This is a genomic window from Anaerotruncus sp. AF02-27 (genome assembly GCF_003465835.1).
GTDB classification, from domain to species: domain Bacteria; phylum Bacillota; class Clostridia; order Oscillospirales; family Ruminococcaceae; genus Anaerotruncus; species Anaerotruncus rubiinfantis.
Genome location: NZ_QSBX01000007.1, coordinates 81600 through 94032, shown reverse-complemented (window position 1 = coordinate 94032; position 12433 = coordinate 81600). Strand labels below are relative to the sequence as shown.

The 12433-nt window shown below is 57.0% G+C and carries 9 protein-coding genes; 6 read left to right on the top strand and 3 right to left on the bottom strand.

Annotated features, from left to right (window positions below):
• Window positions 1-328: 328 nt before the first annotated feature.
• Window positions 329-1861 carry an extracellular solute-binding protein gene (locus DWV16_RS07810; RefSeq protein WP_118478585.1) on the bottom strand — a complete coding sequence of 511 codons (1533 nt, stop codon included), beginning with the start codon at window positions 1859-1861 and terminating at the stop codon, window positions 329-331.
• A 318-nt stretch (window positions 1862-2179) separates the two neighbouring features.
• On the opposite strand from DWV16_RS07810, the gene DWV16_RS07805 reads away from it, so the two are divergent.
• From DWV16_RS07805 to DWV16_RS07790, 4 genes are all read left to right on the top strand, one after another.
• Window positions 2180-5140, top strand: a complete 2961-nt coding sequence (locus DWV16_RS07805) for an acyl-CoA dehydratase activase (protein WP_066455871.1) — start codon at window positions 2180-2182, stop codon at window positions 5138-5140.
• Window positions 5133-6488: a 2-hydroxyacyl-CoA dehydratase gene (locus DWV16_RS07800; protein ID WP_066455873.1), complete on the top strand. Its 1356-nt coding sequence runs from the start codon at window positions 5133-5135 to the stop codon at window positions 6486-6488. Before DWV16_RS07805 ends, DWV16_RS07800 begins: the two co-directional genes overlap by 8 nt.
• Before the next feature lie 109 nt (window positions 6489-6597).
• Complete coding sequence (locus DWV16_RS07795; RefSeq protein ID WP_066455876.1) at window positions 6598-7461, top strand: putative ABC transporter permease; 864 nt, start codon at window positions 6598-6600, stop codon at window positions 7459-7461.
• A 54-nt stretch (window positions 7462-7515) separates the two neighbouring features.
• Window positions 7516-8526: a DUF5050 domain-containing protein gene (locus tag DWV16_RS07790; protein ID WP_158572819.1), complete on the top strand. Its 1011-nt coding sequence runs from the start codon at window positions 7516-7518 to the stop codon at window positions 8524-8526.
• A gap of 62 nt (window positions 8527-8588) precedes the next feature.
• Here the strand turns inward: DWV16_RS07790 and DWV16_RS07785 are convergent, their stop codons facing one another.
• The gene (locus tag DWV16_RS07785; protein WP_118478581.1) at window positions 8589-9098 is read right to left on the bottom strand and encodes a hypothetical protein; all 510 of its coding nucleotides are present in this window, start codon (window positions 9096-9098) and stop codon (window positions 8589-8591) included.
• A gap of 17 nt (window positions 9099-9115) precedes the next feature.
• Entirely contained in the window at window positions 9116-10021 is a 906-nt protein-coding gene (locus DWV16_RS07780; RefSeq protein WP_066455881.1) for a CorA family divalent cation transporter, read from the bottom strand.
• A 165-nt stretch (window positions 10022-10186) separates the two neighbouring features.
• On the opposite strand from DWV16_RS07780, the gene DWV16_RS07775 reads away from it, so the two are divergent.
• Window positions 10187-10378 carry a hypothetical protein gene (locus DWV16_RS07775; RefSeq protein ID WP_118478579.1) on the top strand — a complete coding sequence of 64 codons (192 nt, stop codon included), beginning with the start codon at window positions 10187-10189 and terminating at the stop codon, window positions 10376-10378.
• 97 nt (window positions 10379-10475) lie between these two features.
• The gene (glmS, locus tag DWV16_RS07770) at window positions 10476-12302 is read left to right on the top strand and encodes a glutamine--fructose-6-phosphate transaminase (isomerizing) (protein ID WP_118478577.1); all 1827 of its coding nucleotides are present in this window, start codon (window positions 10476-10478) and stop codon (window positions 12300-12302) included.
• The last annotated feature ends 131 nt before the right edge of the window (window positions 12303-12433 follow it).

Here is a 12433-nt window from a genome sequence, read left to right as displayed (position 1 = left end):
GCGGACCGTCTCTTTGGAGCCGATACGGCTCGCCTGTAAAGTGTTTGCAGGCCCTCCCGAAACATCGTTCGTTCCCTTTTGGAAGGAATCCCCCCTGTGGCCGCGCGCTGGGAGCGCAAAGCGCTGCGTTCAGTCCTGAGCTGGCCGTTTTATTGGGAGCGGCCGCGGCGCAGGTTGCGAAGCCTAAGGGAGCCGCCGCCTTTGCGAAGCAACCAGCGGCGGCGGGGGCCGCGGGGACTCCCCGCGCGTGTTCTTTCTCCTCTTTCTTGCACGAGCAAGAAAGAGGACCGCCGGAGGCAACTCCCCGGGCGCGCGAAGGGCGCGAAAATCAGCCGCGCATGTCGCGCCACTTGGTGATGGCGAAGTCCGCGATCGCATCGTAATCCTCATCGGTCCAGGCGGGCTTGGTGAGATAGTTCTCCATCAACTCCAGCCCAACCGTGTCGCCGCCCCAGGAGGCGGGCGCGCCGTGATAGGGCGCGGCCAGCGTGTGGCCGGTTTCCATATAGGCAAGAATGCTGTTGCCAAGCGCATTGTTCAGCTCGGTGGTTGACGGATCGGCATTGTAGGGGATGAAGTCGAACTCATCGGTCACATAGCGTTTGCCGGTTTCAGAGGTATTCAGCCAGACAAGGAATGCTTCGGCCGCCTCAATGGTCGCCATGTCCTTGTTCGCGTTGATCGCATAATACATTGGGACAAAAACCGGAATCGAAGAGTTGAATTTTTCGACCGTGAGCCCCTCCACTTGGATTTCCTCCTGGGTGATCGGCAGTTTGACCGGCACGAAGGTCAGGTGGGCTGCCATGTCCGCATCCAGATTCGCAATCGCGGGTGCGACCCAGTTTCCGTTTTTCATGAAGAGCGCCTTGCCGTCGACAAACCGCTGCAGGGTCGGGTCATATCCGTAGTTGGTCGCAACGATGAAATCCTGTCCGCGTGCGGTCGGGCCGTCGCTTCCGGCGAGATAGGTGGTCTTGAGGTCAAGCGCCTTTGCGAAATCGCGGATCGGCCCGCGCAGCTGTTCAAGCTGTTCATCGGTTGCGTTGGCGGCGGACGCCACGTTCGGGAAGACCGCGTTCAGCGCGACGTTGACCATGTGATCGCCATAGGTCCACTTTTCGCTGGCCGCGACCGCGAACACGCCGGTCAGATTATTGGCGAGATTCGATTTTTCCGCTTTGAAGGCATAGCTGTTGCCGTTGAGGGTAACGCTGGCAGCGGACGGTGCCTTGATATAGGCGTCAACCGCCTGTACAAAAGCTGCGAACTCGTCATACGAAGAAGCGACCAGGTCGTTGAAGACAGCGGTTTCATCCGCGTCCATCAGGTCTGCGAGCATCCGGTGGTCGAGGATGTAGCCATAGCCCTCCACGTTATAAGGCACCCCATAGCTGTCCGCGCCGTCGGTGGTCAGACGCATATTTTCCGGGATTGCATCCACCATGTCCTTGAAAGCGCCGGCGGGGGCCTTCTCGAAATTATAGGCCGCGCCTGAATCGCGCCATTCGATCAGCTCCTTATAGCCCTGGATGGTGAAAATGGCGGGCTGGTCGGCGGCTTTGCCCTGCATTTCTGCGCGCAGGGTTTCCATATGATCCTGGCCGGAACCGATCGAGAAGGAACGCACCTTCACGCCGGTTTCCTGCTCGTAAGCTTTACACATTGCTTCAAATTGGGTTGCGGTCTCGCCTTTGGAAGAATAGATATACAGTTCCGGCGTCCCGGTGGGGGTTCCTGTCCCACCGGACGCGGTGCCGGAGGACGAACCGCCTGATTCCTTTTTGGTGCAGCCCGCGCATGCGGCGGACAGGAGGATGACGGAAAGTAAAACAGATAACAGTCGATGTGCGTTTTTCATATGCTTTCTCCTTTGGAATCAAAATCTGGAAGGTCTTACGTTCTAAAAGTATGGTCGGTTTTTCAGCCGGTTATGCCTGTGGGACGGTATTTTCAGGAAGCCGTGCGGATATATTGTATGGAAGCGGTCCCAGAGTTTGCCGGAAAATTGCCAAAAGCATACGAAATTCGTAGAATTTTCTTGTTTTTTAGGCGGAAAACAAATTGACCGGAAAAATGATTCGTGATAAGATAAAATAGCTGATATTATAGCGTTGCGGGATATCCGGCCCGCCGCGCTTTTGCCGCCCAAAACGGCGGAATAGAAAGGGAGAATTGAATGGGAATGACAATTGGAATCGACATCGGTTCCACCACGGTCAAGATTGTCGTGGTACAGAATAACAACATGGTGTACCAGCGGTATGAGCGCCATATGTCCCAGGTGCGCCAGAAGACTCTGGAACTCGTGCGCGACGCGCGTGAAGCGATCGGTGACGAGCCGTTCACGATTGCGTTTTCCGGCTCGGCGGGGCTTGGCGTCGCGAAATCCGCGGGCATGCCCTTCATCCAGGAGGTCTTTGCCACCGGCGAGGTGGTCAAGACGATGGAGCCCGGCACCGACGCGGTGATTGAGCTGGGCGGAGAGGACGCGAAGATCATCTTCTTCACCGGCGGGCTCGAGGAGCGGATGAACGGCTCCTGCGCGGGCGGCACCGGCGCGTTCATCGACCAGATGGCGACGCTGCTCGACGTGACGCCTACCGAGCTTGATGAACTTTCGCTCAGGAGCGAAAAACTTTATACGATCGCGTCCCGCTGCGGCGTATTCGCCAAGAGCGACATCCAGCCGCTCCTGAATCAGGGCGCGCGCAAGGAAGATATCGCCGCCTCAATCTTCAAGGCGGTTGTCGACCAGACGATCACCGGCCTTGCGCAGGGACGGCGGATCACCGGCAAGGTGCTGTTCCTGGGCGGCCCGCTCTACTTCTTCAAAGGCCTGCGCCGGGAATTTGTCCGGTCGCTGCACCTCTCGCCCGAAAACGCCGTATTCCCGGAGATGGGGCGGTTCGCGGTTGCGCTGGGGACAGCGCTTTATGCGGAAAAAACCAGCCAGCCGATCGATTACGAAACATTGGTTGCAAAGATTGAGGACACCACCAATGAGGTGCGTGCCTCCCGGCTGCTCGACCCGCTTTTCAGGGAGAAAGCGGAATATGAGGCGTTTTGCGCGCGGCACGCGCGCGACACAGTCGAGAAACGGGACCTTATGGAATACGAGGGGGAAGCTTATCTCGGCATCGACTGCGGCAGCACCACCACAAAACTGGTGCTCATGAGCGAACAGGAGGAAATCCTCTACGAATATTACAGCGCCAACCGGGGAAATCCTGTCCAGATTGTGAAGGAGCAGCTCGAATACCTGCTGCCGAGGTGCGAGGGCCGCATCGAAATCAAGGGCTCGGCCGCGACCGGCTATGGTGAGGATCTCATCAAAAACGCCTTTTCGGTCGACGCGGGGCTGGTCGAAACGATGGCCCACCTGAGAGCCGCCCGGCATTTTAACCCGCTGGTCGACTTCATCCTCGATATCGGCGGCCAGGACATCAAATGCTTCAAGGTCCGCAATAATTCGATCGATTCGATCATGTTAAATGAAGCCTGCTCGTCTGGCTGCGGTTCGTTCATCGGCACCTTCGCCCAATCGATGGGCTATACGGTTGCGGATTTTGCCAAGCTCGGACTGCTGGCAAAATATCCGGTCGACCTTGGTTCCCGCTGCACCGTTTTTATGAATTCGTCGGTTAAACAGGCGCAGAAGGAAGGCGCTTCGGTGGAGGACATCTCCGCCGGCATTTCGATCTCGGTGGTCAAAAACGCGATTTACAAGGTCATCCGAGCCTCGTCTGCCGCCGAACTCGGCGAACACATTGTGGTGCAGGGAGGCACCTTTCTGAACGACGCGGTGCTGCGTGCGTTTGAGATGGAGCTTGGGCGCAATGTGGTCCGTCCGGAGATTGCCGGACTGATGGGCGCTTACGGCGCCGCGCTCTACGCAAAGGAGCTGGGACTCGCAGAGTCCACGCTGATTTCAGCGGCAGACCTCAGGGAATTCGTACATACTTCCAAATCGGCAATCTGTCAGCATTGCACCAACCACTGCAACCTGACGGTCAATTCATTCGGAAAAGGCAAAAAGTTTATCAGCGGAAACCGCTGCGAGCGCCCCCTTGGCAACTTCACGGTGGATACCCTGCCGAACCTTTACCGCTACAAGCTCCAGAAAATCAAAGAGCTCGCGCCGGTGCGCGGGCGGCGTGGGAAGATCGGTCTGCCGCTGGGACTCAATATGCTGGAGAACGTGCCGTTCTGGCATGCTTTTTTCAGTGATCTGGGCTTTGAAGTCGTGCTCTCAGACATCTCCACCCGCGAAACCTACACCAAAGGGCAGTTTTCGATCCCGTCGGACACCGTCTGCTACCCGGCCAAGCTTCTGCACGGGCATATTGAGAACCTGCTCGAAAAAGGTGTGACCGACATCTTTTATCCCTGTCTCACCTACAATTTTGACGAGGAAAAGGGAGACAACCATTATAATTGCCCGGTTGTCGCCTACTATCCGGAGCTGCTGCGCGCGAATGTCGCGGAACTCTCGCAGGAGCCGGTCAATTTCATCTATCCGCATGTGGGCATCCACATCCCCCGCAAAATGGGAGAAAAGCTTTATGGAGAACTGTGGAAGTCGTTCCCAACGCTCACGCTCCATGAGGTCCGGCACGCTGCCAAAACAGCATATGAGGCCTATGATGCCTGGATGCGGGATGTGAAGGCCGAAGGGCGGCGCGCGATCGATTACGCACGCGGGCACGGCAAAAAGATCATCGTGCTTTCCGGACGGCCCTATCACATCGATCCGGAGATCAACCACGGTATCGACCGGCTGATCTCCTCGTTTGGGATCGTAGTGGTTTCGGAGGACTGTGTGGCTGATCTGGTTGAGCCGGTCAAGGTGCATGTCCTCAACCAGTGGACCTACCATTCCCGGCTCTATAACGCCGCCAAATACGTCACCACCCAGCCTGACATGGAGCTGGTGCAGCTCGTGTCATTCGGCTGCGGCATCGATGCGATCACCACCGACGAGGTGCGCGTGATTTTGGAGGACGGCGGCAAACTCTACACGCAGCTCAAGATCGATGAGATCTCGAACCTGGGTGCGGTAAAGATCCGCATCCGCAGTCTCCTGGAGGCGGTTGCCGAACGGGAACGCATGGCAAAGGAGGTGGGCGTCCATGGCTGAGGAAGAGCGCGTAGTCTTTACAAAAGAGATGAAAAAGGATTACACCATCCTGGTCCCGACCATGCTGCCGATCCACTTTAAATTGATGCTCAACATCCTGCGGGAGTACGGATACAAGGTCGAGCTTTTGGAAACGAGCGGCAAAGAGGTTGTGGACTGCGGCCTTCGGAATGTCCACAACGACACCTGCTACCCTGCGCTGCTGGTCATCGGCCAGCTCATCAACGCATTGGAATCCGGCAAATACGACATCCACAAGGTCGCCCTGCTGATGACCCAGACAGGCGGCGGCTGCCGCGCTTCGAACTATATCCACCTGCTGCGCAAAGCGCTGCAAAAGAGTGGTTACGGCTTTATCCCGGTCATCTCACTCAGTATGGGGATGGAGAAAAATCCGGGCTTTACCCTTTCTCCGATGATGCTTGACCGGATTTTTTATGCGGTCAGCTACGGCGATCTTTTGATGCTGCTGGCAAACCAGTGCAAGCCCTACGAGATGGTAGCGGGCGCGACCGACGCGCTGGTCGATCACTGGGCCTGGCATTTGACCAATGAGATGAAAGGGCGCGGACTCCTGAGCTATAAACAGGTGCGCGCCAATTACAAAAAGATCATTGCGGATTTTGCGGCGATGCCGCGCTACAGCCAGAAAAAAGTGCGGGTTGGGGTCGTGGGCGAAATCTATGTCAAGTTTTCGCCGCTCGGAAACAACAACCTTGAGGAGTTTCTGCTTTCGGAGGGTGCCGAGGTGGTTGTCCCCGGGCTTTTGGATTTTTGCCTCTACTGCATCTACAATCAGCTCATGGATCACAAGCTCTATGGCCGCCCGGGGGCGGTCAAAGCGTGGGTTTTTGAAAAGGTGTTCCGGATGCTCACCAAAAAGCAGGAGGACGTGATTGTAGCAATCGAACAGAACGGCGAATTTTCACCGGGCGGGTACTTCCCCCATACCATCAATCTTGTGCGCGGATATATTGGCCACGGCGTCAAGATGGGCGAAGGCTGGCTGCTCACCGCCGAAATGCTTGAACTGATTGAATCGGGCGTTTCCAATATCGTCTGTACGCAGCCGTTTGGCTGCCTGCCCAACCACATCGTGGGCAAGGGCATGATGCGCGTCATCAAGGAACGAAATCCCAAATCGAATATCGTGGCGGTCGATTACGACCCCGGCGCCACCAAGATCAACCAGGAAAACCGCATCAAGCTGATGCTTGCGAACGCCACCGCCATCGAAGAGGAAGAGGAAAAGCTGCGCGAAGCGCTTAAGCTGGTACTTGAACGGGAAAAGGAAATCGCGCCGGAGCCGGGTTCCCTGCCCGAATTGGCGGTCGGCACCAAGATGTAAACGGCGGGACAATTTTCATTTTTCCGGGAAAGGATACGGAAAAAGACCAACTATCTGAGGCGCGGCCCTGCGGCCGCGCCTCATAAAACGGTAAAATTGGGGGCAAAACATGACGGCAGTGGAGCTTTGCGGGATACTCCTGCTCTTTTTCATCTACGCCTTCCTCGGCTGGTGCTTTGAGAGCACTGTCTGCTCGGTCAGCCAGCATAAGCTGGTCAACCGCGGCTTTCTGAGCGGACCGGTGGTTCCGGTTTATGCCTGCGGCGCGCTGGCGGTGGTTTACTGCCTGTCCCCTGTGCAGGATAATCTGCCGCTGCTTTACCTTTGCAGCGTGGTGCTCATGAGCGCGATTGAATATTTTACCGGCTGGCTGCTCGAAACCCTGTTCCACACCAGATGGTGGGATTATTCCAGCCATAAATTTAATCTGCATGGCCGTATCTGCTTGGCCAACTGTCTGATCTTCGGCCTGATGGCGGTTCTCGCGCTCAAGCTGCTGCATCCGCTTGTGCTGCATCTGGTCGGGTCGCTTTCGCTGGTGGCGCTGGTTTGGTGGGCCTCCTCCTGTACCACTCTTTTCGCGGTGGATCTTTTCCTGTCAGTGCGCACCGCGATGCAGCTTTCCGGCAAACTGGATGCATTGCAGGCGGCGCTGGCGGAGGCTCGTGAACGCACCGAGGCAGTCATCGCCGAAAAGAAGCTCGCGGCCGAACAATTTGGCGGGATGTCCCTGTCCGAACGGGTCGACGCACTGCTGGAGCGGGGAGAGAGCCTTTCTCTGCACGACCGGCTGCATGAACTGACCCACAGTCACAATATGCTGCACCGGCGTATGCTGGACGCATTCCCAACCATGAAACCAAGGCACAATAAAGCGTCGCTTGACGAGCTGCGCGCCGCGATCGCAAAGGCGCGCCGGGAATATCGCGACGCGAAGGCGGCCCGAAAAGCAAAGAAGGCAAAGAACGCCTGATACGAGGCGGGATTGCTTTTTGATATGGACAGAAGGAAAGGATGTGCGATCTGTATGAAAAGACGGTTGGCAGCGGCTCTTTCGGTGCTGCTTATGCTGGGGACGGCGGTTCCGGCGTTTGCGGAGCAGGCCGCCTATTCTCAGCTTGCAAATGCGGAAATCAACGAATCCACGGTGACCCAGGGCGGCTATATCTATACCGCGGTCAAAGGCTTTATCGAGCGGATTAATCCGGCGACAAACGAGCGGATTACCGTGGCGGCCCAAAAGGACGCCTACAGCGTCGCGGACTTTTCAGTTTTGGACAATTGGGTCTACTGGTACGGCAAAAACGCTGTCTACAAGGCGAAAACGGATGGGTCCGGCCTTGTAAAGCTTGCGGCTGGCGGCAGTGGAGACGCGGCGGTATCGAATCTGCGGGTCACACCGAAGGGAATCTTCTACTGCCTCGGCGGAAAAACAGGCGGGCGCGCGGTCTATCGGATGAAGCTCGATGGGGCCGGCCGCGCGAAGCTGGAGATCGAACCGGTCAGCCGGTTCGAAGTGGATGGAGATTTCCTCTACTACCTTCCGGAGGGGGATGAGACGCTTTACCGGTGCGGGCTCGACGGCGGGGATATTGCGCAGGCAGCGCGGCTCGAGGGGGATGAGTGGCTGCCGGAGGTCTACAACGGCACGGTCTATTATCCGGACGCTGGGAAATGGTACTATGTGAACAAAAACAACCAGATTAAACAGAGCAATACGCCGTCCAAAATCCCCAACGAATACTATATTTCCGGCCTGCCCAGCTTTGACCCGTTCGGGGCCACCCCCAGCCGCGTGTCAATTGTCACCGCGGCCACCCGGAAATCTTTTGCACTCGAGAATGTATCGCGCTATTCCCTGCTTGGCTCGAAGGAACATTTGTACTATTACCAGTCCGGCGACAAGAAAGGGCTCTACCGCTGCGGCTGGAATGGCAAAAACAAAGAGAAGCTCGCGGACAGCGGCACCCCCATCCTGCTCGCGAACGGCTATATGGTCTACCTGAAAGGGAATGATATTGCCTGGGTGAAGGATTGAACGGAACCTGGCATTAAAAAGCGGTCCGCCGGAAGGCGGACCGCTTCGCTTTCTATGTGGGATTACCCGGCGGAGGAGCTCTCCGTCGTGCGTTTGAAGAGATCGTAAGGATTGGTCACGCCGATGGGCTCGAGCTCCGGGTCATCATTGCCGCGGTACATGAGGCTCTCGTCTGACGCAACGTCAAAATAGAATTCATTCATCGTCTCCCCCATCACCCCGCCTTCAAAATTACGGGACTCCACTTGCAAAGTGATGGTTTTGTCAGCCTCGTGAAAGAGATAACTCCCTTCGATCCGGCCCATTCCCGCGAAGAGGTTTACCCGGAAGAGGAAGGTTCCGTCCTTCCGCAGGGTGAGGGTTGGCCAGTATTGTTCATCCACCCCTTCCGGTTCGCTGACGTATTTTCCGGCAACGGCGGAAAGATCGGCCTGAGGAACGGCGGACTCCGCTTGGGCGGGGGCGCTTTCCCGGCCCGGCGCGGATGGGGATGCGGACGGCGCCGGGCCGCGCGAGCAGGCGCAGCAGAAGGCAAGCGACAGAATCAGAAGGCCGGTCAGAAAACGTTTCAAATTGGATTCCTCCTTTTTTAAAACCAGTGTTTTTTCTTAAAGAAGAGGATGAACAGCCCGACAACCGCGGCGCTTACGCAGATGACCACCGGATAGGCATATGGCCAGTGGTATTCCGGCATGGCAAGGTTCATCCCGTACCAGCCCGCGATCAGGGTCAGCGGCAGGAAGATCGCAGTGATCACAGTGAACACCTTCATGATCTGGTTGAGGTTGATATCAACCTGCGCCTGATAGGCTTCCCGCACCTGGGTGACGTAGTCCCGCAGATTCAGAACATGATTTTCCAGCCGGTTGATCCGCTGGGAGAGCAGCCGGAAATAGCGCAGCATGCCCTTTTCGCACAGCCCGTTTTCATTCTGTTCAATCCCTTCACAGATGGTGAAGAGCTGTTCGTAATACCGCTTGAGGGCCATCAGCCTGCGGCGCAGCGAGACGATCTCCCGGATGCAGGAGCTTTTTTCGTCGGTGATGAGCGCTTCTTCGAGTTCGGAAATCTCCTGCTCGATCGCTTCAAGCGTGAGGTAATCGTTTGAGGTGAGACGGTCGAGAAACAGATAGAGCACCTGCCCCAGGCCGGTGACGCGGTATTCCTCCGAGCGGATCGTCTCAAAGACCGCGTCGACCTCGGGGCTGCCGTCGGTGATGAAGATCAGCAGATCATGGGTCAGGCAGACGCTGAATTGTTCGGCCGGCGCAAGCAGATTGCCAAGATCGGGCAGGGCGAACGAGATATAGTCGAACTGATCTCGGCTTTCATGCCGCGCAACGCCGCTTTCAAGCAGCCGTTCGAGCAGCGGCGCGTTTTTGCCGAGCAGTGTTTTTGCCTCTGCGAGCTTTGTGGGCGGCGCGATGCACAGCCGTGGCCCGGCGGCGGCCGGGTCGTCGGGCAGGAGGTTGCCGTCCCGCAGCAGATAAACCATAGCGGATCACTTCCAAAGCTGTTTTTTCCATTTTACCATGTTCCGGGGGAAAATTCCATGCGTGGGAGTGGCATTTCGGGTGTTTTTCTCATAGAATGGATTACTTGCCGAATACGGCGGAGTTTGTTATAATGAATCCACAAAAGAAATGGAAAGGGGGACCGTTTGCCAAAAAAATTTAGGGAGGTGGATAACGAAAAAGAAGGAACTCTTAAGCGCCAGAACCGCATTCTGCGGTTGACGAGGTGGGAGGCGATCGAAAATTCGGCGGATGCCTCTCCGTCACGCTTCCAGGCGAAGCTGTCTGCTGAAAACTTCCGGGCAACCGGATCGACAAAGGGGACAGCGGGAAGTTGAAATTGCATTCGATTACACCTGCGCCGCATTCCGCGCGGCACGGGCAGGTGGCTTTTGATACATCAATTTGAGCCGCGCGGAGAAATCAGAGGTTTCTATGTGTGGAATTGTTGGTTACGCCGGCAGGAAACATGCTGCCAGCGTCCTTTTGAATGCCCTTTCAGGGCTTGAATACCGCGGGTATGATTCGGCGGGCATCTCGGTTTTTTCCGGGGAAAGCATCCTGACTGTCAAAGCGAAAGGCCGGCTGCAATGCCTTGCCGACCGGCTGAAGGATAATCCCGCGGTTGAAAGGGCTGTCTGCGGGATTGGACACACCCGCTGGGCCACCCACGGCGAGCCGTCCGATGTGAACGCCCACCCTCACGCCACCGAAAAGCTTTCACTGGTACATAATGGGATCATCGAGAACTATCAGCAGCTTCGCAGCCAGCTTGCCGCGAAGGGTTATGAGTTTCTTTCCCGCACCGACACTGAGGTCGCCGCCAAGCTGATCGATTCGCTCTACGACGGAGATCCGGTTGGTACCATCCGGCGCGCGTGCGCGCTTCTCGAAGGCTCCTATGCCTTCGCAATCGTCTTTGCCGACCACCCGGGAGAGGTCTACGCCACACGGCTCGGCAGTCCGCTGATCGCGGCCAAAGGCGACGGGGAAAACTTTCTCGCCTCGGATGTCCCGGCGATTTTGCAGTATACGCGGGATTACTGCCTCATCGCAGAAGGCCAGATTGTGAAAGTCACTCAGGACAGGATCGCGCTTTATCAGGCGGACGGCTCCCCCGCTCCGGTGGAGATGCTGCGCGCCTCCTGGACGGTGGAACAGGCCCAGAAGGGCGGATATGAACACTTCATGCTTAAGGAAATCTACGAGCAGCCCCGCGCGCTCGCGGACACGGTGCATCCCCGCATCCTCGACGGGCTGCCCTCCTTTGAGGGGCAGGACGACATTCCGGAAGGTTTCTGGAAGCAGTTTGACCGGGTATCGATTGTGGCGTGCGGCACCGCGTGGCACGCGGGCATGGTTGGGAAATATCTGATTGAACGGTTGGCGCGCATCCCGGTGGAATGCAGCGTCGCGTCCGAATTTCGGTACTGCGACCCGATCCTTTCAAAGCGCACGCTGGTAATTGTGATTTCCCAGTCGGGCGAAACAGCCGATACGCTCGCCGCCCTGCGGCTCGCGCAGCAGAAAGGTACAACCACGTTGGCGGTGGTGAACGTGACCGGTTCATCGATCGCGCGGGAAGCGGATTATGTCATCCATACCTTCGCGGGTCCGGAGATTGCTGTCGCCTCGACGAAGGCATATTCGGTCCAGCTTTCGGTGATGTACATGATCGCGGTTAAGCTGGCGCTGTGCGGCGGAAAAATCAGCGCGGACACGGCGCGCGATTTGACCGACGGCCTGCTCGAAGCGGTCGGCGCGGCAAAAGAGGCGCTTGCGCTCGACGATGAAATCAAAGCCTATGTCCAGCGCTACGAGGCGCTTAAAGACCTCTTTTTCCTCGGGCGCGGGCTCGATTACGCGCTTTCGATGGAAGGCTCGCTCAAGCTCAAGGAGGTCAGCTATATCCACTGTGAAGCCTACGCGGCGGGTGAACTCAAGCACGGGACCATTTCGCTCATCACACCCGGCGTTCCTGTGGTGGCGATGGCCACACAGGAGGTGCTGCTGCCCAAAATGGTCAGCAACATCAAAGAGGTTCATTCCCGCGGCGCGGATGTCCTGCTCATCGGCAAGAAGGGGCTTGAGATCGACCCGGAAATTTACGGAAGGCGCTTCGATCTGCCCGCGCTGGACGATCTGTTTATGCCGATCCCGGGCGTGGTTGTGCTGCAGCTGCTCGCCTACCATACGGCGGTGCTGCGCGGCTGCGATGTGGATAAACCCCGCAACCTTGCAAAAAGCGTCACGGTGGAATAACCGTAATGCCTGATATACAAAAGCCAAAACCCCCGGCCTAACCGTGCCGGGGGTTTTTCTGTACGGAAAATTGACCGCTGGAACCTTTTCGGGTATAATGATAGTATTAAGAATATTAAGATTATATAAAG